This is a genomic window from Bifidobacterium sp. AGR2158, assembly GCF_000424225.1.
GTDB lineage: Bacteria > Actinomycetota > Actinomycetes > Actinomycetales > Bifidobacteriaceae > Bifidobacterium > Bifidobacterium anseris.
Map to the genome: position 1 here is coordinate 169,045 of NZ_AUJM01000016.1, position 21,660 is coordinate 190,704.

A 21,660-nucleotide genomic window follows, 5' to 3' on the forward strand; every position below is an offset into this window, starting at 1 on the left:
GCCCGTCTAGCCTTCGGTCTTCTGGGCGGCGCGGATCTTGTCCTTCGTGTCGCGGTCGTTGCCGGTCTCGCCGGTCGCCAGCGCGGCGACGAAGGCCTCCTGCGGCACCTCGACGTGGCCGAGCATCTTCATGCGCTTCTTGCCGGCCTTCTGCTTCTCGAGCAGCTTGCGCTTGCGGGTGATGTCGCCGCCGTAGCACTTGGCGAGCACGTCCTTGCGCAGCGCGCGGATCGTCTCGCGCGCGATGATGCGCGAGCCGATCGCGGCCTGGATCGGGATCTCGAACTGCTGGCGCGGGATGAGCTCGCGCAGCTTCTTCGTCATCATCACGCCATAGCTGTACGCCTTGTCGCGGTGCACGATCGCTGAGAACGCGTCCACCTTCTCACCCTGGATGAGGATGTCGACCTTGACGAGGTCGGCCGCCTGCTCGCCGTCTTCGTGGTAGTCGAGCGACGCGTAGCCCTTCGTGCGGCTTTTGAGCTGGTCGAAGAAGTCGAAGACGATCTCGGCGAGCGGGATGCGGTAGTGCATCTCGACGCGGTCGGCGGAGATGTACTCCATCGTGCCCATGACACCGCGGTGGTCCTGGCACAGCTCCATGACGGCGCCGATGAACTCCTTGGGCGTGATGATGTCGGCGGCCACGACCGGCTCGACGATCTTCTTGATCTTGCCTTCGGGGAACTCGCTCGGATTGGTGACGCGGTGCACGGTGCCGTCCTCGCTCGTCACCTCGTACGGCACGTTCGGCGCCGTCGAGATCAGGTCGAGGCCGAATTCGCGGCTGAGGCGCTCGGATACGATCTCCATGTGCAGCAGGCCGAGGAACCCGCAGCGGAAGCCGAAGCCGAGCGCGACCGAGGTCTCCGGCTCGTAGACGAGCGCGGCGTCGTTGAGCTTGAGCTTGTCGAGCGCCTCGCGCAGCTCCGGGAACTGCGCGTTGTCGATCGGGAACAGGCCCGCGTACACCATCGGCTGCGGGTCGCGGTAGCCGGGCAGCGCCTCGGCCGCCGGATGCGCGGCCGACGTGATCGTGTCGCCGACCTTCGACTGGCTCACGTCCTTCGCGCCGGTGATGACGTAGCCGACCTCGCCGGCGCCGAGCGCGCGCGTCGGCATCATGTCCGGGCTGATGACGCCGATCTCGATCGGGTCGTAGGTCGTGCCCACCCCCATCATGTGCAGCTTCTCGCGCGAGCGCAGCTCACCGTCGACCATGCGGATGTAGGTGACGATGCCTCGGTAGGAGTCGTAGACGGAGTCGAAGATGAGCGCGCGGGCGTCGCCGTCCGGGTTCCCCGAGGGTGCCGGCACGTCGACGACGATGCGGTCGAGCAGTTCGGCGACGCCTTCGCCGGTCTTGCCGGACACGCGTAGCACGTCGGACGGGTCGCAGCCGATGAGGCCGGCGATCTCCTCGGCGTGCTTGTCCGGTTCGGCGCTCGGCAGGTCGATCTTGTTGAGCACCGGGATGATCGTCAGGTCGTGGTCGATCGCCATGTACAGGTTGGACAGCGTCTGCGCCTCGATGCCCTGCGTGGCGTCGACGAGCAGCACGGCGCCCTCGCATGCGGCGAGCGCGCGGGAGACCTCGTAGGTGAAGTCGACGTGGCCCGGGGTGTCGATCATGCCGAGCGTGTACTCCTGGCCGTCGTAGGTCCACGGCACGCGCACGGCCTGCGACTTGATCGTGATGCCGCGTTCCTGCTCAATGTCCATGCGGTCGAGGAACCGGTCGCGCATCTCGCGCTCGGGGACGATGCCGCTGAGCTGAAGGATGCGGTCGGCGACCGTCGACTTGCCGTGGTCGATGTGCGCGATGATGCAGAAATTGCGGATCGCCGACTGATCGGTGAAACCGGGCTGATTGTGATGCTGGCTCAAGCCGCCCTCCTGTTGTACGATATTCGCGACCATTCTAGCGGCAACGCACGGCAAACGCCCCCACGCGCCGCCCGCGACTTTATCCGCGGTGCATGGTATGCTTCATATCCGTATGTCCTTATAGAAACCGTTGTTTGGAGAATACACAGTGGCAAACATCAAGTCGCAGAAGAAGCGCGTCCTCACCAACGAGAAGGCGCACAAGCGCAACGTCGCGGTCAAGTCCGCGATCAAGACCGCGATCCGTCACACGCGCGAGGCCATCGCCTCCGGTGACAAGGCCGCCGCCGAGGCCGCCTTCCAGATCGCCGGCCGCAAGCTCGATCAGGCGGCCAGCAAGGGCGTCATCCACAAGAACCAAGCCGCGAACCGCAAGTCCGGTCTGGCGCTGCGGATCAACGCGATGTGATCCGATTCACGCTTGACGAAGGGGCCCGGATGGGGTGATCCATCCGGGCCCCTTCGTCAAGTTCATAAGGTTGTTCCGGTTCCCAAGGTCGTTCCAATGTCGCGGACGTATGCCGTGCCGTCAGGCCCCATGTGACGCGTTGTGCGACGCGTCATGCGACGGCACGTCCGTTTCCGCCGAGGCCGTTTGCGCCGCATCAGCTCCCGCCGAGCCGGCGCCGCCCTCCCCGGCAGGTCGTGTGCCGTGCGTGTCCGGGGATTCCACCGATGCGGTGCGATGGTGGATGCGCCGTTCGAGCAGCACGCGCGGCAGATGCGCCTTCGCGCGCGGCACGGCCGTCGGCAGCTGCCAGTTGAAGCGCACCGATCCCAGACGCAGCAGCACGACGATGACGACGATCGCCACGTCGAGCGCCATCGCGACGCGTTCGCAGATCATGCCGCGCGCCCGCCAGCGCCACACCGGCACCGTCAGCGCGCTGCCGATGAGGGCGGGCACGATGTACCAGTGGCGGTCGCGGATGACCATCGGCACCTCGTTGAGCAGGATGTCGCGGATCATGCCGCCGCCCATCGCCGTGAACGTGCCGAGGAACACGGCAGTCATGCCGCTCGTGTTGTACAGCAGGCCCTTGCTCGCGCCGTTGACGGCGAACAGGCCGAGCGCGAGCGCGTCGATCGTCAGCATCGACCATTTGAGCCGGTCGACCTCCGGATGGATGATCGCGACCGTGCATCCGGCGAGCAGCGCCGTGAGCACCGAGACGCGGTCGGAGATGCCCACGGGAGGCACGGCGCCGAGCAGCACGTCGCGGATGATGCCGCCGCCGAGCGCCGTGAGCCATGCGGTGATGATGATCGCGAGGACGTCGTAGCCCTTGCGGATCGCGGCGAGGCCTCCGGCCATGCCGCAGCAGAAGATGGCGAGGTATTCGACGCCGCGGAAGAACGGCGTGCTCTGCAGCACGACCTCCATCGCCTCCCCTTTCCGTACACGTCGGCCGCGTCGAGCCGCGGCCTTCCCCATTGTACGGCCGCGTGCCTCCCCTCATCCGCGTGTGCGCGGACGGCTACGCGTTCGGCGCAGCGGCGCATATCGAGCATGTATGCGAAACGGGGCGCCCATCGCGATGATGGCCGCCCCGTCACTACGATTCAACGGGGGCGCTCAGCACACCTTCCACATCCAGTTGTGCGGATCGGCGATCTCGCCGAGCTGGATGCCGAGCAGTTGGTTGCGGATCGCCATCGTCAGTTCGCCCGGCTGGCCGTCGCCGACGGTGACGTCGAACTTCTCGGACTTGAAGCGGCCGATCGGCGTGACGATCGCGGCGGTGCCGCAGGCGAAGACCTCGGTGACCTCGCCGGAGCGAATCTCGTCGAGCAGCTGGTCGAGCACGATCATCGTCTCGACGACGTCATGGCCGTCGTCCTCGAGCAGCTGGATGATCGAGCGGCGCGTGACGCCCGGCAGGATGTTGCCGGTCAGGCTCGGCGTCTCGACGTGGCCGTCCTTGTGGACGACCATCATGTTCATGCCACCGAGCTCCTCGAGATAGGTCTTCGTGGCCGCGTCGACGAAGCACACCTGCTCGCAGCCTTCGGCGATGCCACGGTATTCGCCGAGCAGCGAGGCAGCGTAGTTGCCGCCGCACTTGGCGAAGCCGGTGCCGCCGGGGCCGGTGCGGAACCACTTGTCCTCGACCCAGATGCTCACCGGCTTGACGCCACCGGCGAAGTACGGGCCGGACGGCGAGGCGATGACGCAGTACTCGACCTCTTCCGGGGCGCGCACGCCGAGGAAGGCCTCGGAGGCGAAGATGAACGGGCGCAGGTAAAGCGTGTACTCACGGCGCGCCGGGACCCACTTGGCGTCCTTCTCGACGAGCGCGGCGCACGAGCCGAGGAAGTCCTCGATCGAGACCTCCGGCAGGTACAGGCGCTTGGCCGAGTTCTGCAGACGCTCGGCGTTCGCGTCCGGACGGAACAGCCAAGTGGAGCCGTCGGCGTGGCGGTACGCCTTGAGGCCTTCGAAGACCTCCTGCGCGTAATGCAGCACCGAGGCGCCCGGGTCGAGCTTGAGCGGCGCATACGGCTCGATGCGGCGGTCGGACCAGCCTTCGCCCTTCGTCCACGTCATGTGGGCCATGCTGTCCGAGAAGACCTGTCCGAAGGCCGGCTTGTCGATGAGCTCCTCGCGCTTGGCGTCCGAGGCCGGATCGGGGTTCGGCAGGACGGTGAACCGTTCGGCGAGGGAATCGATGTACGCGGGATCGTGATGGGATTCATTGGTCATGTTGATGCTTCTTTGGGGGGTGTCGTTGAAAATCGAAATCGTAGTGGTTGTCCTTGAGCGCTTTTGGCGCCGACATGCTTCACTTTTGCACAACCCCATGTCCAATGCGTTTCGCGCGTTCACATTCTGGCCTTCCACGCGCCGGATACGGCGATGCCCGCCCCGGGCTTGCGGGACGGGCATCGCGACGGTTTCCACGGCGACGACGCGCCGGGAGGGAGGGATCAGGCGGCCGGGTTCGACTCGTCGATGGCCGGGACGTTCTCCTCCTGCTCCTCGGTGACCTCGGTCAGCGGGGCATCCTGCGGCACCTCGACGGTGACGACGGACTCGTCGAGGTCCTCCATGTCGAGCTCGACGCCCTCGGGCAGCGCGAGATCCTTGAGGAAGACCTTGTCGCCGTCGGCAAGGCCGTCGACGGTCACGATGATGCGCTCCGGCAGGTTGCTGACGTCGGCGCGAACCTTGAGCTCCTGGATGTCGACGAACGCGACGGCGGCGCCCTTCGGCGTGCCCTCGACGAAGACCGGCACCTCGACATCGATCTTCTCGCCGGCCTTGACCTCGTAGAAGTCGATGTGCTCGACGATGCGCTTGACCGGGTTGCGCTGGACGTCCTTGACGACCGCAAGCTTGCTGTCCTCGCCGTACTTGACGGTGATCAGGGCGTTCGTGTGGCGCAGCGCGAGCGTCGTCTCCTTCATCGGGAGCTTGACGTAGACCGGCTGGTCGCCGCCGGCGTAGATCGTCGCCGGGATCTGGTGCGCGGCGCGCATGCGGCGCGACGGGCCCTTGCCGAACTCGGTGCGCAGTTCGCCTTCGAGGACGATGGTGGTGTTTGCCATGATGATTCTCCTTTATGCTCCGTCTTCGGCGCATCAACGAGCCGAAGACGCACGCGCAGGAGTGTCTCCGTGCCGAGTCGATAACGGAAGGCGCGCACGCCTTCCCTCGCCAAAGCAACGTTTCAAGGTTAGGAGCGGCCGTGGACAACGCGTGCCGTGTTCCCCTTGCGCGTGGCCCGTGCACGCGCCGGTCCGGGCCGTACGCCGGCATGTACAATGTGCAGCAGCCGATCGGACACGTCGCATATCGTCCGAGGAATCGAGGAACCGCCGGTCATGTCATCGTCATCGCCGTCATTGTCACCATCATCGTCGCAGCCGCATCCGTCTTCGCAGCCGTCGTCATTGTCATCGTCGACGCCGTCGCGCACCGCCCGCATCGCCGCCGGCGTCGCGGCGGGCGGGGCGCTCGTCGCCGCCACGGCCGTGGCCGGCGCCGGCGTCGCACTGCTGCGCGTCGCGCTCGACGCCGACTGCCCGCATTCGATCTTCGTGCGACGCAGCGGCAACCATTTCGACGACCACGGCGCGACGAACATCCCCGTTCCCGAACAGACGCAACGCTGGTTCGAGATGACGCGCCAGAGCGTCGTCATCCGCAGCTACGACCGGCTGCGGCTGCACAGCTGGCGCTTCGACCCGGACACGGCGCGACCGCTGCCCCACTGCTACGCGGTCTGCGTGCACGGCTACACCGGCGGTCCCGAGGAGATGGCGCCGTGGGCGCAGCACTACGCGGCGATGGGATTCACCGTCCTCACGCCTGCCCTGCGCGCGCACGAACGCAGCGAGGGACGCTATGTGACGATGGGCGCGCTCGAACGCAGGGACCTCAAGCAGTGGGTCAACCTCATCATCTCGCGTGACCCGCAGGCGCGCATTCTGTTGCACGGCAACTCGATGGGCGGCGCAAGCGTGCTGCTTGCCGGCGCCGACCCGTGCCACGCGCCGAACGTCAAGGCCATCGTCGCCGACAGCGCCTTCGTCTGCGCCTCGACGCAGCTGACGGGCAGCATGGCTGACGCGCTGCATGTGCCGCGCGCGCTCGCGCGCCTGTCGGTCGGCGTCGCGAACCTGCTGCTCGGTCGCGTGGCCGACGCCTCGCTCGCCGACGCGGATGTGCTCGACGCCGTGCGGCGTCTGACGCTGCCGACGCTGTTCATTCAGGGCGGCGCCGACACGATCGTCGACCCGTCGAGCGCGCGCCGGCTCTATGAGGCGTGCGCGAGCAACGACTGCGAGCTGCTCGTCGTGCCCGACGCCGGCCACGTCGCCTCGCTCGCGGCCGACCCCGCGCTCTACTGGTCGACGGTCGACGCGTTCCTGCGGCGCATCCCCGCCTTCGCCGACGCCGCCGACGGCACCACCAAAACCACCGTCAAGACCGCCGTCAACACCAACACCGCCGCCTGACGCCGCGGACGGCATCGTCGCACACAGCGGCATCATCCTGCACATAACGACACATAACAAGGAGGCCGGCCCCCGTGGGGGCCGGCCTCCTTCGCCATACGTACCGATGTCGTTCGGTCTATCAGGCGAGCAGCTCCTTGACGGCTGCGATGACGGCCTGCAGGCTCGCCTTCGCGTCGCCGAAGAGCATCTGCGTGTTGTCCTCGAAGTACAGCTCGTTCTCGATGCCGGCGTAGCCCTTGCCGCGGCCGCGCTTCATGACGACGACGTTCTGCGACTTGTCAACGTCGAGGATCGGCATGCCGGAGACCGGCGTGCCCGGCTTGCGGGCGGCCGGGTTCGTCACGTCGTTCGCGCCGACGACGAGCGAGACGTTCGCACTCGGGAACTGCGGGTTGATGTCGTCGAGGTCGACGAGCTCCTCGTAGGGCACGTTGGCCTCGGCGAGCAGCACGTTCATGTGGCCGGGCATACGGCCCGCGACCGGGTGGATCGCGTACTCGACCTCGACGCCGTGCTCCTTGAGCAGCTCGCCGAGGTCGGCGAGCTCGCGCTGCGCCTGCGCCTGCGCCAGACCGAAGCCGGGCACGAAGATGACCTTGTCCGCGTAGACGAGCTGGACGGCCAGATCGTCGGCGGAGGTCTCCTTCATCGTGCCCTCCGGACCCTCGGCGGCGCCGCCCGCGGCGTTCGCGCCGCCGAAGCCGCCGGCGAGGACGGACATGAGCGGACGGTTCATCGCCTTGGACATGAGCACCGACAGCGTCACACCCGCCGCGCCGACGAGCGCGCCGGCCACGATGAGCGCGACGTTGTCGATCGCCAGACCGGACATCGCGACGGCGGTGCCGGTGCAGGCGTTGAGCACGGAGATGACGACCGGCATGTCGGCGCCGCCGATCGGGATGACGAATACGAGGCCGTAGCACAGCGCGAACACCGTCGTCAGGATCGACCACAGCACGCGGTGCTCGGGCTGCACGCACAGCATGACGAAGGCGGCGACGGTGAGCACGATGAACAGGATGTTCCACGCGCTCTTGCCGGGCAGGCTCAGCTTCTTGACCCACTTGATGCCCTGCAGCTTGCCGGCGGCGACGAGCGAACCGGTGAAGGTGACCGAGCCGATCATGACGCCGAGGCCGGCGGTGATGAGCACGACGAGGCTCGGGCTGCCCTCGCCGGCGAGGATGTCATTGAGCGCGACGAGCGCGGCCGCGCCGCCGCCGACGGTGTTGAACACCGAGACGAGCTGCGGCATGTCGGTCATCTTGACCTTCTTCGCCGAGATGACGCCGGCGACGGCGCCGATGACGATGCCTGCGACGAGCAGGATGAGCGCGATCTTCGAGAAGCCACCGTCGATGAACAGCTTGACGAAGGCCATCACGACGGCGATGACCATGCCGACCGCGGACACGAAGTTGCCCTTGCGCGCCGTTTTCGGCGAGTTCATGTAGTGCAGGCCCATCACGAAGAGCACGGCGGCGAGCACGTAGACGCACCAGGCGACGATGTCGACGGTGGATGCGGGAATCCAGTTGTCGTAGATCACTTGTTGTCCCCCTTCTTCGCGTCGGACTTGTCGGACTTGAACATCTCGAGCATACGGTCGGTGACCACGTAGCCGCCGACGACGTTCATCGTGCCGAGCACGGCCGCCAGGAAGATGAAGACGTAGGACAGCGTGCTCGTGGCGTGCGCAGCGACGATGACGACGCCGACGATGACGATGCCGTGGATCGAGTTGGCGCCGGACATCAGCGGCGTGTGCAGCGTCGCCGGCACCTTGCCGATGACCTCGATGCCGATGAGCAGCGCGAGGACGAACAGCGTGAGCGCGATCACAAGATTAGGCATGATGACCTGCATGTCATTCTCCCTTCGTTTCGGTCGACGGCTTGTTGCCGGCGACGACCATGGCCTGGTCGATCTCGTCGGACGGGTCGACGACGAGCGCGCCGCCCTTGATGAAGTGCACGAGGATGTCGGCGACGTTGCGGCTCAGCAGGTTCGACGCGGTCGTGCTGACCTCGCTCGCCAGATACGGCGCGCCGATGATCGTCACACCGCCGTCGGTGGTGTGCGTGCCGACCGTAGAGCCCTCGACGTTACCGCCGAGTTCGCTCGCTGCGCAGTCGACGACGACGGCGCCGCGGTGCAGGCCGTCGACGCCGCGCGCGGTCAGCAGGACCGGAGGCTTGCGTCCCGGGACCTTCGCGGTCGTGATGATGATGTCGAAGCCGGCGGCCTTCTCATCGACGGCGGCCTGCTGCTGCGCCTGTTCCTCGGCGGTCAGCGCGCGCGCATAGCCGCCCTCGCCCTGGCCCTTCGAGAAGTCGAGGCCGAGCTCGAGGAACTTCGCGCCGAGCGATTCGACCTCGCCACGCGAGGCGGGACGCACGTCGTAGGCGGTGACGACGGCGCCGAGGCGCTTGGCGGTGCCGATCGCCTGCAGGCCGGCGATGCCGGCGCCGAGGATGAGGACCTTCGCCGGGCGGATCGTGCCGGCCGCCGTCGTCATCATCGGCAGGAAGGAGCCATAGGCGTTCGCCGCGACGAGGGCGGCCTTGTAACCCATGACGGAGTTCTGCGAGGTCATCTCGTCCATCGACTGCGCGGCGCTCAGCTGGCGCGGCAGTCGTTCGATCGCGACGGCGGTGACGCCGCGCCTGTCGAGCGCCTCGATGTAGTCGGCGTCGGTGAACGATCCGAGCATGCCGATGACCCACGTGCCCGGCTTGATGCGGGCGATCATCCGGTCATCGGGACGCTCGACGAAGCCGAGGGCGTCCGCGTTCTCGAGGATCTCGGCGGCGTCGACGACCTGCGCGCCGGCCTTCGTGTAGTCCTCGTCCGTGTAGTCGGAAGCCTCGCCGGCCCCTGATTCGATCAGGCATGCGACGCCTGACTTGCGCAACCGCGTGACGATGTCCGGCGTCAGCGCGACGCGGGACTCGTGCTCCGATGTCTCGTTGAAGACACCGAAGGTCACGGTTCCTTCTGGTTGTTCGGCCATGTGAACCCTTTCTATGCATCCCGCCCGTCGCGGGATGGTGAACATACAGCGTTACAGTGTAGCCAATCCCCGTGCCCCTGTTCCCATCCGTCCATCTTTCGGCCGGTCATGGCTTTTTCGCCCTGCGCGCACTCGGTCGCGTCGGCGTCGCCCACGCGTATGCGCAGCCGGTCGCGCGTGCCCGCGTGGCTACGCAAGCGTAGGGTGACGTGTCCCCCCGAAACGGCTACACTGCAAGGGAATAGTGTATTTTGCGGGTAAGGAGCAAATCCATGTCCATCTTCAAGTCCGTCAAGGACCGCGCGTCCGATCTCACGCAGCGGGCGCTGCACCTGGGAGGCGACTTCTCGCACCCGATCAGCGACGACGGCGACACGCCCGACTACGTCGACCCGGAAAGCCAGCCGCAGCACCACGACTACGAGAATCTCCCGCACGTCGACTTCTGGGGTCCCGACCGCCCGACGACGACCTTCATCGACGCCGACTCCGGCTTCATCACGGCGAGCACCGAGGGCAACGGCCCGCTGCCGGACAACTTCAACGTCTACCGCATCTACGAGGACCGCGCCGCACGCATGGGCGACGAGCCGCTCTACACCTTCAAGCGCGACGGCGAATGGATGTCGAAGACGGCGAACGAGACGCTCGCCGACATCCGCGCGGTCGCCAAGGGCCTGATCCACATGGGCTTCAAGAAGGGCAACGGCTGCGCGTTCATGTGCCACACGTCCTACGAGTGGGACGTCTTTGACGCCGCCGTGCTCGCCGTCGGCGGCGTGCTCGCGACCGTCTACGACACCGACTCCGCCGAGCAGATCCGCAACATCGTCGACAACTCCGACGCCACGCTCCTCGTCGTCGAGACGAAGGACATGCTCAAGAAGACGGAACTCGCCAAGCGCGACTGCCCGACGCTCAAGAACGTCATGTGCCTCGAGAACGGCGCAATCGACGAGCTCAAGGCCTACGGCAAGCAGGTGAGCGACCGTCAGCTCGACGAGCGCATCGCCACGGTCGGGCTGCACGACCTGTGCTCGATCGTCTACACCTCCGGCTCCACGTCGGCGCCCAAGGGCGTCGAGATGACGCATGCGCACTACTGCGCGACGGCCACGAACCTACCCGACTACATGCCCGAGCTGCTGCACAACAAGAAGCATCGCGTGCTGCTGTTCCTGCCGCAGGCGCATTCCTTCGCGCGCGCGATCAACTACATCTGCGTGGCGAGCAACATCCACATCTACATCGCCAACGGCATCAAGACGCTCACCGGCGACCTCAAGGTCGCCCGCCCGCACATCATGATCGTCGTGCCGCGCGTGCTCGAGAAGGTCTACAACGCGGCCTCGCAGAAGGCGGGCAACGGCCCCAAGGGCCGCGTCTTCGCCGCCTCGGTCGTCGCCGCGCAGAAGTACATGCAGGAGCTGAGCGAACGCGGCCGGGCGAGCCGTTTCGCCACGATGCGCCGCAACGCCTTCGACCCGCTCGTCTACGCGCAGATCCGCGACGTGCTCGGCGGCTGCGCGAAGTGGATCGTCACCGGCGGCGCGCCGCTCGACCCCGAGCTCATGGCCTTCTTCCGCGGCGCCGGCGTGCCCGTCTACGAGGGTTATGGCCTGACTGAGACGACGGCGCCGTGCGCGTTCAACCCGATTGGCGTGCCCTACCATCAGGGCTCGGTCGGCATCCCGTTCCCCGGCTTCGAGTTGCGCATCGGCGACGGCAGCGAGATCCAGGTCAAGGGCACCGCCGTCTTCCCGCGCTACCACAAGAACGAGGAACAGACCGAAGTCTCCTTCACCGACGACGGCTGGTATGCGACCGGCGACCTTGGCCGCCTCGACGACGACGGCTTCCTGTACATCATCGGCCGCAAGAAGGACCTCATCATCACGGCTGGCGGCAAGAACGTCTCCCCCGGCCCGATGGAGGAGGTCATCCAGCGCTGCCCGATCGTCTCGCAGGCGCTCGTGCTCGGAGACAAGCGCCCGTTCATCTCGGCGCTTGTCACGCTCGACCCCGAGTCGCTGCGCGCGTGGCTGTCGTCGAAGGGCCTCGACGCGGACATGACGATGCAGGACGCGGCCGCCAACCCGGCCGTGCGTGCCGAGGTGCAGAAGTGGGTCGACCAGGCCAACGAGGGCGTCTCGCGCGCCGAGTCGGTGCGCAAGTTCATCATCCTGCCAGAGGAGTTCTCACAGGAGAACGGTCTGATGACCGCATCGATGAAGGTCATCCGTCCCAAGGTCATCAAGCGCTACACCGATCTACTCAACACGCAGATGTACACGAAGCGCAACCCCGCCGAGAAGATGCAGTGACGCCGCACTGACGACGAACGACGAAAAGGACCCCCGGGAATCACTTCCCGGGGGTCCTTTTCGTCGTTCGTCTCCTTGCGTCCTTCGTCTTCGACGGCGGCACCGCGCGGCCGGCGTGTGCGGCCGGCATGTTCGGATATCCGGATTCAGAATCCGAGGCGGTTGAGCTTCTTGGGATCCGACTGCCAGTTCTTCGCGACCTTGACGTGCATGTCGAGGACCGCCTTGCCGCCGACGATCCTGTTGACGGCGGTGCGCAACCGCTTCTTGACGCGCACGAGATGCTCGGCCTTGTGACCGATGATGATCGGCTTCTGCGAATCGCGTTCGACGTAGATCGAGACGAGCACGCGCGTCTTGCCGGCATAGCCTTCGCCGGTCTCGTTGTCCTGCGGCGGCTCGATCGCGTCGACGACGACGGCGAGCGAATGCGGCAGCTCGTCGTGCAGCTCCTCGAGGAACGCGCCGCGGATGAGCTCGGCGATCTCGTCCTGCGGGCTCTCCTCGGTGATCTGCTCGGCCGGATACATTTGCGGGCCTTCGGGCAGATGCTCAACGAGCACCTTCGTGACCTCGGCGAGGTTGTCGTCCTTGAGGGCGCTGACCGGCACGATGTCACTGAAGTCGGCGAAGCCGTCGATCTCGATGAGCTTGTCGATGAGCTGCGCGCGGTCGAGCTCGTCGATCTTCGTGACGATCGCGATCAGCGGCACCTTCCAGACGAATTTGCCGGTGTCCGACTTCGTCGCGAACTGCGAGCGCAGACGGCTGAGGATGCGCCGGTCGCCGGGGCCGATCTCCTGGTCCGCCGGCAGCAGGAACGCAATCTCGTCGCTGTCGGCGAGCGATTCGTCGACGACGTCGTTGAGCCGCTGGCCGAGCAATGTGCGCGGACGGTGGATGCCCGGCGTGTCGACGAGCACCATCTGCGCGCCGTCGAGTGTGAGCACGCCGCGGATCGCCTTGCGCGTCGTCTCGGGCCGGGACGACGCGATCGCGATGCGGGTGCCGATGAGCGCGTTGATCAGCGTCGATTTGCCGACGTTCGGCCGTCCGACGACGGCCACGAATCCGGAGCGGTACGGCTTGTCCTGCGCCGTGTCGTCGTGCGTTGCGTGCTGCTGCTCAGTCATCGTCGTGCCCCTGTTCCTTGCCATCCTGCGATGCGTCATCGCCTTGTTGCTGAGTCGTATTGCCAGTGTCGTCGCCGCCCTCGACGGAAGCCGGTTCGACGACGATCGTCGAGACCTTCTTGCGTCGGCCGGCCGAGTCGACGGCCGTCAGGCGCAGCCCGTGCGTCGTCGCGCTCGCGCCGACGATCGGCACGCGCCCGAGCAGTTTGGTGAGCAGGCCGTAGACGGTGTCGACGTCGTCCTCGTCGAGGTCGATCTCGAAGATCTCCTCGAGTTCGGTGATCGGCGTGCGCGCCGGCATGCTCCACGTGCGATCGCCGATCTTCTTGGGTTCGGCGTGCTGCGTGCGATCGTGCTCGTCGTCGAGTTCGCCGACGATCTGCTCGATCGCGTCCTCGATCGTGACCATGCCGGCGATGCCGCCGTATTCGTCGACGACGACGGCCACATGGTTGCGCGTGCGCTGCATCTCGTGGAAGAGGTCGTCGACCGGCTTCGACTCGGGCACGTACATCGGCTTGCGCATGATCGATTCGACGTCGCGTGCTCCCGCCGCCGGATTGAAGGCCGTCGCACGCACGGCGTCCTTGAGGTAGGCCATGCCGAGCAGGTCGTCGATGTCGGCGCCGATGACCGGCACGCGCGAGAAGCCGGAACGCGAGCACAGGCACAAGAAGTCCTGCAGCGTGCCGTCGCGCTCGATTGTGATCATGTCGGTGCGCGGCACCATGATCTCGCGCGTGAGCGTGTCGGAGAGCATGAGCACGTTGCGCAGCATGTCGGAGACCTCGGGGTCGAAGCGGTTGCTTTCGATGAGGCGGTCAAGCGCGGCCTTGCCCTGCTCGTGGTGGATCTTCTCGAGCTCCTCGTCGTCGTAGATCGCGTCGGAGCTGCGTTCGCCCTGCGCGTCACCGCGGCGGCTGCGGATGAACGGCGTGAGCCTGACGCAGGCGGCGGCGAGCGGCGAGTGCGCGATGAGGACGGACAGCGGCTTCGAGCTGCCGACGGTGCGCGGCCGCATGAGTACGGTGACGCAGGCGATGACGAGCGCGACGACGAGGCCTGCGACGAGCTGCACCCACATCGCATAGCCGAGCGTCGCGGCGATGCATGCGACGAGCACGCCGGTGAGCACGTTGCCGCAGATGCGGAAGAACGCGCACGAGTTCGAAGCGGCGTAGCGGTACATGACGATGCGCTGCGCCGCCTGCAGGCGCCTGATCTTCTTGTGGCGTATGAAGTCGGACAGTTCGCCGTCCGACTGCACCTCGATCATCAGGTTGTTGAGATTGGCGCGCGTGACGCGCGAGATCGCGCTTTCGAGCGCGGCGAGCATCATCGAGAGCCATGCGAGCAGCACGGCCGCCACGCACAGCGCGACGATGAGCACGATCGTGAGTTCTTCGGACATCGGTCGATCCTTCTGAAAATGCCGCGGTCTCAGTGGCCGAGCTGACGGTCGGTGCCGTGGCGGCGCTCGTAGATCGCGAGCGCGTCCGGCGCGTCGTCCGGCACGAGCGCGATCCACGACGTGTCCGGCCTGAGCGCGAAGAACGTGAGCAGCAGCTGGCGCTGCAGCCCGAACATCTGGTGTTCCTGCTCGGGCGTGGCGTGGTCGTAGCCAAGCAGGTGCAGGATGCCGTGGATCGTCAGCAGCAGCATCTCCTCCATCGTGCTGTGTCCGGCTGCGGCGGCCTGCTGGGCGGCGACCCATGGGCAGATGACGATGTCACCGAGGCAGCCTTCGCTCGGAGCGCCGTCGTCGCCGGGGCGCAGCTCGTCCATCGGGAAGCTCATGACGTCGGTCGGCCCCTGCAGGTTCATCCAGCGTTCGTGCAGTTCGGCGATCGGCTCGGGATCGACGAACAGAATCGCCAGATCCGACTGCGTGCTCACACGCATCTGGTCCATGACCCATACGCCGAGGTCGGCGAAGACCTTCGGGTCGATGATCCAGTCGGTTTCGTTGTTCACTTCAACGCTCATCGCGCGTCCCTCCTTGTGCCGTCGCGGTCCGTTCCCTTCGCCGCATGCGCCTCGTCGTAGCGTTCGTAGGCGGCGACGATCCTGCCGACGAGCTCGTGACGCACGACGTCGCCGGCGCCCAGATGCGCGAATGCGATGCCGTCGATGCCCTTGAGGACGCGTTCGATCGAGACGAGCCCCGAGCGCGGGGCCGCCAGGTCGACTTGGGTGATGTCGCCGGTGACGACCATCGTCGTGTTGAAGCCGAGCCTCGTGAGGAACATCTTCATCTGCTGCGCCGTCGTGTTCTGCGCCTCGTCGAGAATGACGAAGGCGTCGTTGAGCGTGCGGCCGCGCATGTAGGCGAGCGGCGCGACCTCGATCGCGCCCTCCTCGATGAGCCGGTGCATGCGTTCGGGGCCGAGCATGTCGGACAATGCGTCGTAGAGCGGACGCAGATAGGGGTCGACCTTCTCGTTGAGCGTGCCGGGAAGGAAACCGAGGTTCTCGCCGGCCTCGACGGCCGGGCGCGTCAGGATGATGCGGCGCACGCGGCCGTCCTCGAAGGCGCTCACGGCCTTCGCGACGGCGAGGTAGGTCTTGCCGGTGCCCGCCGGGCCGATGCCGAAGGTGATCGTGTTCGCCTCGATGTCGTTGACGTAGGCGACCTGTCCGGCCGTCTTCGGACGCACCGGCACGCCGTTGGCCCAGGCGATCGTCCCGGGCATGCTGGGCTTGCGGTATTCGGCGCGCGTCTCACGCGCCGCGGCGCGCCTGTTTGCGCGGATCCGGCGGATCTCGTCGGTCTGCGCGCCGTGTCCGGGCGCCTCGTCGCGCACGTCGTTGGACAGCACGCGCTGGTCGAGCATGCGCCGCAGCGTCGGCGCGTCCATCGGATGCCCATAGGCGGCGTCGATAATCAGGTGGAGCAGGTCCTCGGCCTCGGCGGCCTGGGATTCCCCCGCCTTCGACGTCGAGCGGATCGTCACCCGGTCGCCCCGGATGTGGATCGTGATCTCGTCGAAGGCGCGCTCGAGTTCACGGATGACCTCGTCGCAGGGTCCGAAGACGCGCACCGGGTCGAGCTGTTCCGGCACGATCACCGTTCGTGTTGTAGTCGCCACCACACCTCTCTCTGACGGCGCTTCCTGCGCGCCGGTCGTTCAAAAACAAACATTTCCGACGGCGCGCGGCATGCGCGTCCGTCGTCAACAACACTGATTCCGCTCCCTGACGCGGCAGCCGCATGCATGCAACGCGCGGAGCGCCGGCGGCCTACTCGTCGAGCGGCTCGCCGGTGAGCACGTGCGCGTGCACATGGAAGACGGTCTGCCCGGCGCTTTCGCCGGTGTTGAAGATCAGACGGTACGAGCCGTCGTACTCCTGATCGGCGATGCGCTGCGCCACCTCGACGATGTGCGCGAGCAGCTGCGCATCGGCGCGCGCAAGCTCGTCGACGTTGCGGTAGTGTTCGCGCGGCACAACGAGCACGTGCACCTTCGCCTTGGGATTGATGTCGCGGAACGCGTAGACGCTCGCGTCCTCGTACACCTTCTCGCTGGGGATGTCGCAGTTCACGATCTTGCAGAACAGGCAGTCCGGGTCGGTCATCGTCTTCCTCTCGTCGATACGGGATACACGTCCGCCGTTGGCGGCGGGCGCATCCCATCGTATTGCCGCACCGGGATAAACAGCGCGGCCGCGCCTCCTATTCCGCGCCGCCGTCAGCTGAAGCGTCCCAGCTCGCGCGACAGCAGGCTGAGCGCGACCGGACCCGCCGTCGAGGCGCGCAGGATGTTGCGCCCGAGCACGCAGACCTCGGCGCCGGCGTCCTTGAGCGCGTCGACCTCGGCGCCGGAGATGCCGCCCTCGGGACCCACGACGACGTAGATGCTGCGCGCCGCGCCGTCGCCGAGGCTGCGCTCCAGCACGCCGCGCACGCGCGCCTCCACCTCGTCCCATCCCAGCGTGGCGTCCTGATGGAGCACGACGACGAGGCTGCCGCGCACGCATGCACGCCTGCACAACGCGATGAGCTGCTTGCCGCTCAGGCAGTCGTGCAGGTCGGGCATCATGGCGCGGCGCGACTGCTCGGTGGCCGCGGCGAGCGTGGCGCGCCATTTGCGGTCGGTGCGCCCGTCCTTCCATCGTGCGATCGCGCGTTCCGACTGCCACGGGTAGACGTCGTCGACGCCGATCTGCGTGCTCACGTCGATGGCCTGCTCGTCGTGCCCGTTCTTGGCGAGGGCCTGAACGAGCGCGAGCCGGACGAGCGGCGGCTCCTCCTTGACGAATGACTCCACGCATACGTCACCGGAGCGCTCGTCGACGACGGTCGCGTTGATGCGCAGCCCATGGCCGTCGGAGATCTGCAGTTCATCGCCCGCGGCAAGGCGCATCGAACCGAACGCATGCCTGCGCACGCCCTCCGGGAGCGTCATGATCCAGCCGATGCGGCCGGACTCGATCTGCTCGGACGCCATCGGGGCGTCGTCGTGGCCGGAATCTACGAGAAACAAAGGGATTGTCATAGCCCCTAGGCTACTCGAACGATGCGCGACACGCCGAAGTTGCGCACGTCGCGCATCTACCCTATAGTATTCAACTGTTGCCGCTGAGAACACAGCACAGTGATCAGCACAGCGACCCGGGTCCGGGTGGCGGAATGGTAGACGCGCTAGCTTGAGGTGCTAGTGCCTATTTATACAGGCGTGCGGGTTCAAGTCCCGCTCCGGACACGACCAAGACCGGTGGTTCTCTTCGAGAATCGCCGGTCTTTTCGTTTATCCATACATCCATCATCGGCCCCGCTCCCCCGCGGACGCGGCGGCCAGCCGGGAGGTCCAGCTTGCGGTTCATCCATCTTGACTCCGTCGACGATCCACGCGTCGATGCGTACACGAATCTGACGGAGCTGCAGCTACGCAACCGTCTCGAACCTGCCAAAGGCGTCTTCATCGCCGAATCGCCAAAGGTCATCACGCGGGCGCTCGCCGCCGGCCGCGAACCGCTGTCGCTGCTCGTCGAGGAGCCGTGGATCGACGGCATGGCGGACACCTTCGCGACGATCGACGCGCGGTGGGGCGAGGATGTGCCCGTCTACGTCGCCTCCCCCGAACAGCTCAGGAGGCTCACCGGCTACCGGCTGCACCGCGGCGCGCTCGCGGCGATGCGCCGCTGGCCTCTGCCGAGTGTCGAGGATGTATGCGCCGGCGCGACGCGCGTCGCCGTCCTCGAGAACATCGTCGACCACACAAATGTCGGCGCAATCATGCGTTCGGCCGCGGCGCTCGATGTCGACGCCGTCCTCGTGACGCCGTCGTGTGCCGACCCGCTGTACCGGCGCGCCGTGCGCGTCTCGATGGGCACCGTCTTCCAGGTGCCGTGGACGCGCATCGGCGGCGGCGATGTGCACTTCTGGCCGTGGAAGGGCCTCGCGCAGCTGCATGATCTGGGCTTCACGACGGCGGCGATGGCGCTGAGCGACGATTCGATCTCGCTCGACGACCTCGTCGAACGCCTGCGGCCCGACGCCGCCGCCGACACGCGCATCGACCGCCTCGCGCTGATCTTCGGCACCGAAGGCGACGGCCTATCGAAGCATACGATCGCCAACGCCGACCTCACCGTCAAGATCCCGATGAGCCATGACGTCGATTCGCTCAACGTGGCCGCATCGAGCGCCGTCGCCTTCTACGCGACGCGCGATGCGCGCCGTGCATAGCGTGAGATGGGTGGGACGGCGTCGCTGAGGAGCGTCCGTCCGCCCCCAATGCGGCGGCGTCAGTACCGCGGCATCGCGTCGAGGTTGAAGCCGAGCGCGGCGAGCTGTTCGCGGCCCTCGGGCGTGATCTTGTCGACGGTCCAGCGCGGCGTCCACGTCCAGTCGATGCGGAACTCCTCGACGAGGCCGGCGAGCGTGCTCGCGCATTCGTCCTCGATGAGGTCGGTCAGCGGGCACGCCGGCGTCGTCAGCGTCATCGTGATGATCGCGCGGCCGAGTTCGTCGATCTCGATGCCGTAGACGAGGCCGAGGTCGATGACGTCGATGCCGAGCTCCGGGTCGATGACCTGATGGAGCGCCTCCATGACGTCCTGCGCCGTTGCGCGTCCGATCTCGTCGACGCCCTTGAGCGTGATGCCGTCGTCGGTACCGCAACGGCAGCCTGCGCCGTCATGGCCGCCGCAGCAGCCGCCCTCCCCGTGCGCCGCGTCCGTGCGTGTCTCGTCGGCGTTCCGATTCACGTCCTTCGCCAGCGACGGGTTGGCGATGATCGCCTGCGCCTGCGCCTCGTCTCCGACGACGCCGCTGACCGCGTCGAGGATCGTCGCCTGCGGTCCGGGCACCAGATTGTCGCTCATCATCTTGTCCTTCCTAACAAACACCTACAAAGTCAAGCATCTGCAAACGGTTGCAAAACCGTCCATGTCGTCCCGTGCGGCCGCCCGCTCAGGACGCCTTGCGCTGCGCGGCAAGCGCCTTGGCAACCGAGTCCTTGAGGCCTTCCCAGCCGAGCAGCGCGCATTTGATGCGCATCGGATACTTCGAGACGCCCTGGAACACGGTCGCGTCGCCGAGCTCGTCCATCGCCTCCTCGTCGTCGAGCCCCGCGCCGCGCGAGGACATCAGCGCATGGAACTCGTCAAACAGGTGCATCGCCTCGTCGACGGTGCGTCCGCGCACGAGGTCGACCATGATCGACAGGCTCGCCTGCGAGATCGAACATCCCTGCCCGTCCCAGACGATGTCCTCGATGCGGTGCGGCTCGTCGCGACCCACCTCCACGTGGACGGTGACCTCGTCGCCGCACGTCGGGTTGAACTGGTGCGAACGCGCCGTCGAGCACGCCTCGTGCCTCGCCGTGACCGTCGCCTCGCCGTCGGTCGCCGCCGCGTCCGTCTGCGGAAGCGCGCCCTTGCCGTGCGGGTGACGAGAGGCATCGAGGATGACCTCCTGATACATCTGTTCGAGTTCGTCGGTGCCGTTGTCGGCCATCGTGCCTTCCTTTCCGTGCGGCCCGTCAATCCGTCCGCCCTATCGGGCCAACAGTTCGCGGGCCGCATTATTCCTTTTCCGGCCTTCCTACCGCCGCGTTCAGCGCAGGAAGAACGGCCTGACGCCCTTGACCGCCTCGATGAGCGCGCGTGCCTCGTCGGGGGTGTTGTAGACACCCGCCGACGCGCGGTTCGACGCGAAGACGCCGAAATGCCGGTGAATCGGTTGCGCGCAGTGGTGGCCGACGCGGATCGCGATGCCGGAGGCGTCGAGGTACTGCCCCACGTCGTGCGGGTGCACGCCGTCGACCTCGAAGGCGACGGTGCCGATGCGATCCTTGTTCGTCTCGGGTCCCAGGATGCGCACGCCGTCGACCTGCCCGAGCTTGAGCAGTTCGTCGGTGATCAGCCGTTCGTGCGCGGCGATGTTCTCCATGCCGACGTCCATCATCCATTGGGCGGCCACTCCGGCGGCGACGACCTGCGCGACCGGCTGCGTGCCGGCCTCGAAGCGCGCCGGGGGCGCCATATACAGCGCCGGACGGTCCATGTAGGCGAGCTCGACCATCGAGCCGCCGAAGCGCGCCGGCGGCAGCGCCTCGAGCAGTTCGCGCCTGCCGTACAGGAAGCCGACGCCGGTCGGCCCGTACATCTTGTGCGCACTGAACGCGGCGAAGTCGACGTCGAGCGCGTGGAAGTCGACGGGGATGTGCGGCACCGACTGGCAGGCGTCGAGGACGAAGAGCGCGCCGACCTCGTGCGCGCGGCGCACGATCGGCGCGATGTCGGTGATCGCGCCGGTGACGTTGCCGATGTGCGTGACCGCGACGATGCGTGTGCGTTCGCCGATCGTCTCGGGCGCGAGGTCGGCCATGACACGGCCGTCCTCGTCGACCTCGAGCCATTTGAGCGTCGCGCCGGTGCGCGCGGCGAGCTCCTGGAACGGCAGCAGCACCGAATGGTGCTCGGCGCGCGAGACGACGATCTCGTCACCGGGCTTGAGGACGAAGCGTTCCGCCTCGGTGCCACCGCGGCCGAGCGAGGCGTTGCCGATCGCCGTGGCGAGCATGTTGAGCGCGTCGGTCGCGCCCATCGTCACGACGAGCTCCTCGCCTCCCTCTTCGCTCGAGGCGCCGACAAGACGCGCGACCTGAACGCGCGCCTGCTCGAAGGCGACGGTCGAGCGTGCCGCGAGCGTGTGCGCGCCGCGATGCACGCCGGCGTTGATCGTCTCGTAGAACCGCGATTCGGCGTCGATGACGCTCTGCGGCTTCTGCGCCGTCGCGCCGCTGTCGAGGTAGACGAGCGGATGCCCGTTGATCCGCTGGTTGAGGATCGGGAACTGCGCGCGTATCGTCTCGATGTCCTTCATCCG

20 protein-coding genes and 1 tRNA gene are annotated in these 21,660 nt (G+C 66.9%); 5 read left to right on the forward strand and 16 right to left on the reverse strand.

Features of this window, described 5'->3' with window-relative positions:
- Positions 1–6: 6 nt before the first annotated feature.
- Positions 7–1,920, reverse strand: coding sequence for a translation elongation factor 4 (lepA, locus tag G606_RS0107095; protein WP_051198666.1), 1,914 nt, complete (start codon positions 1,918–1,920; stop codon positions 7–9).
- A gap of 115 nt (positions 1,921–2,035) precedes the next feature.
- Between lepA and rpsT the strand changes: the two genes are divergently transcribed.
- Positions 2,036–2,296 carry a 30S ribosomal protein S20 gene (gene rpsT / locus G606_RS0107100; RefSeq protein WP_026645382.1) on the forward strand — a complete coding sequence of 87 codons (261 nt, stop codon included), beginning with the start codon at positions 2,036–2,038 and terminating at the stop codon, positions 2,294–2,296.
- Between the two features lie 120 nt (positions 2,297–2,416).
- Here the strand turns inward: rpsT and G606_RS10210 are convergent, their stop codons facing one another.
- The 3 genes from G606_RS10210 to G606_RS0107115 all read right to left on the reverse strand — a co-directional run bounded on the left by G606_RS10210 (position 2,417) and on the right by G606_RS0107115 (position 5,436).
- On the reverse strand, positions 2,417–3,271 hold the full coding sequence (locus G606_RS10210) for a trimeric intracellular cation channel family protein (RefSeq protein ID WP_081664106.1): 855 nt from the start codon (positions 3,269–3,271) through the stop codon (positions 2,417–2,419).
- A 192-nt stretch (positions 3,272–3,463) separates the two neighbouring features.
- The gene (locus G606_RS0107110) at positions 3,464–4,591 is read right to left on the reverse strand and encodes a branched-chain amino acid aminotransferase (protein WP_026645383.1); all 1,128 of its coding nucleotides are present in this window, start codon (positions 4,589–4,591) and stop codon (positions 3,464–3,466) included.
- 224 nt (positions 4,592–4,815) lie between these two features.
- A complete protein-coding gene (locus G606_RS0107115) occupies positions 4,816–5,436 on the reverse strand; it encodes a 50S ribosomal protein L25/general stress protein Ctc (RefSeq protein ID WP_026645384.1) in 621 nt (206 codons plus the stop codon).
- A 276-nt stretch (positions 5,437–5,712) separates the two neighbouring features.
- On the opposite strand from G606_RS0107115, the gene G606_RS10215 reads away from it, so the two are divergent.
- Entirely contained in the window at positions 5,713–6,849 is a 1,137-nt protein-coding gene (locus G606_RS10215; protein WP_051198668.1) for an alpha/beta hydrolase, read from the forward strand.
- Positions 6,850–6,970: 121 nt separating this feature from the next.
- Here the strand turns inward: G606_RS10215 and G606_RS0107125 are convergent, their stop codons facing one another.
- The 3 genes from G606_RS0107125 to G606_RS0107135 are packed head-to-tail and all read right to left on the reverse strand — an operon-like array spanning position 6,971 to position 9,868.
- Entirely contained in the window at positions 6,971–8,401 is a 1,431-nt protein-coding gene (locus G606_RS0107125) for an NAD(P)(+) transhydrogenase (Re/Si-specific) subunit beta (protein ID WP_423734405.1), read from the reverse strand.
- Positions 8,401–8,709 (reverse strand): NAD(P) transhydrogenase subunit alpha, encoded by a 309-nt coding sequence (locus G606_RS0107130; protein ID WP_026645386.1) that lies wholly within the window; start codon positions 8,707–8,709, stop codon positions 8,401–8,403. The genes G606_RS0107125 and G606_RS0107130 overlap by 1 nt, the downstream gene beginning before the upstream one ends.
- A 13-nt stretch (positions 8,710–8,722) precedes the next feature.
- Entirely contained in the window at positions 8,723–9,868 is a 1,146-nt protein-coding gene (locus G606_RS0107135; RefSeq protein WP_026645387.1) for an NAD(P) transhydrogenase subunit alpha, read from the reverse strand.
- Between the two features lie 272 nt (positions 9,869–10,140).
- Here G606_RS0107135 and G606_RS0107140 point away from each other — a divergent pair, with 272 nt between their 5' ends.
- A complete protein-coding gene (locus G606_RS0107140) occupies positions 10,141–12,192 on the forward strand; it encodes an AMP-dependent synthetase/ligase (protein ID WP_026645388.1) in 2,052 nt (683 codons plus the stop codon).
- Positions 12,193–12,338: 146 nt separating this feature from the next.
- Here the strand turns inward: G606_RS0107140 and era are convergent, their stop codons facing one another.
- The 6 genes from era to G606_RS0107170 form a co-directional block, all read right to left on the reverse strand.
- A complete protein-coding gene (gene era / locus G606_RS0107145) occupies positions 12,339–13,325 on the reverse strand; it encodes a GTPase Era (RefSeq protein WP_026645389.1) in 987 nt (328 codons plus the stop codon).
- Positions 13,318–14,736 carry a hemolysin family protein gene (locus tag G606_RS0107150; RefSeq protein ID WP_026645390.1) on the reverse strand — a complete coding sequence of 473 codons (1,419 nt, stop codon included), beginning with the start codon at positions 14,734–14,736 and terminating at the stop codon, positions 13,318–13,320. Before G606_RS0107150 ends, era begins: the two co-directional genes overlap by 8 nt.
- A 29-nt stretch (positions 14,737–14,765) precedes the next feature.
- Positions 14,766–15,311 (reverse strand): rRNA maturation RNase YbeY, encoded by a 546-nt coding sequence (gene ybeY / locus G606_RS0107155; RefSeq protein WP_026645391.1) that lies wholly within the window; start codon positions 15,309–15,311, stop codon positions 14,766–14,768.
- Positions 15,308–16,414: a PhoH family protein gene (locus G606_RS0107160; RefSeq protein WP_026645392.1), complete on the reverse strand. Its 1,107-nt coding sequence runs from the start codon at positions 16,412–16,414 to the stop codon at positions 15,308–15,310. Before G606_RS0107160 ends, ybeY begins: the two co-directional genes overlap by 4 nt.
- Before the next feature lie 151 nt (positions 16,415–16,565).
- Positions 16,566–16,901: a histidine triad nucleotide-binding protein gene (locus G606_RS0107165; protein WP_026645393.1), complete on the reverse strand. Its 336-nt coding sequence runs from the start codon at positions 16,899–16,901 to the stop codon at positions 16,566–16,568.
- A gap of 113 nt (positions 16,902–17,014) precedes the next feature.
- Positions 17,015–17,821: a 16S rRNA (uracil(1498)-N(3))-methyltransferase gene (locus G606_RS0107170; protein ID WP_026645394.1), complete on the reverse strand. Its 807-nt coding sequence runs from the start codon at positions 17,819–17,821 to the stop codon at positions 17,015–17,017.
- A gap of 120 nt (positions 17,822–17,941) precedes the next feature.
- Here G606_RS0107170 and G606_RS0107175 point away from each other — a divergent pair.
- Both G606_RS0107175 and G606_RS0107180 read left to right on the forward strand, forming a co-directional pair.
- Positions 17,942–18,028, forward strand: a tRNA-Leu gene (locus G606_RS0107175).
- A gap of 110 nt (positions 18,029–18,138) precedes the next feature.
- Positions 18,139–19,014, forward strand: a complete 876-nt coding sequence (locus tag G606_RS0107180) for a TrmH family RNA methyltransferase (RefSeq protein WP_026645395.1) — start codon at positions 18,139–18,141, stop codon at positions 19,012–19,014.
- 59 nt (positions 19,015–19,073) lie between these two features.
- Here G606_RS0107180 and G606_RS0107185 read toward each other — a convergent pair whose 3' ends face one another.
- The 3 genes from G606_RS0107185 to G606_RS0107195 all read right to left on the reverse strand — a co-directional run bounded on the left by G606_RS0107185 (position 19,074) and on the right by G606_RS0107195 (position 21,657).
- Complete coding sequence (locus G606_RS0107185) at positions 19,074–19,655, reverse strand: metal-sulfur cluster assembly factor (protein WP_423734396.1); 582 nt, start codon at positions 19,653–19,655, stop codon at positions 19,074–19,076.
- A gap of 85 nt (positions 19,656–19,740) precedes the next feature.
- Positions 19,741–20,286, reverse strand: coding sequence for a Fe-S cluster assembly sulfur transfer protein SufU (gene sufU, locus G606_RS0107190; RefSeq protein WP_026645397.1), 546 nt, complete (start codon positions 20,284–20,286; stop codon positions 19,741–19,743).
- A gap of 99 nt (positions 20,287–20,385) precedes the next feature.
- On the reverse strand, positions 20,386–21,657 hold the full coding sequence (locus G606_RS0107195; protein ID WP_026645398.1) for a SufS family cysteine desulfurase: 1,272 nt from the start codon (positions 21,655–21,657) through the stop codon (positions 20,386–20,388).
- Positions 21,658–21,660: the final 3 nt, after the last annotated feature.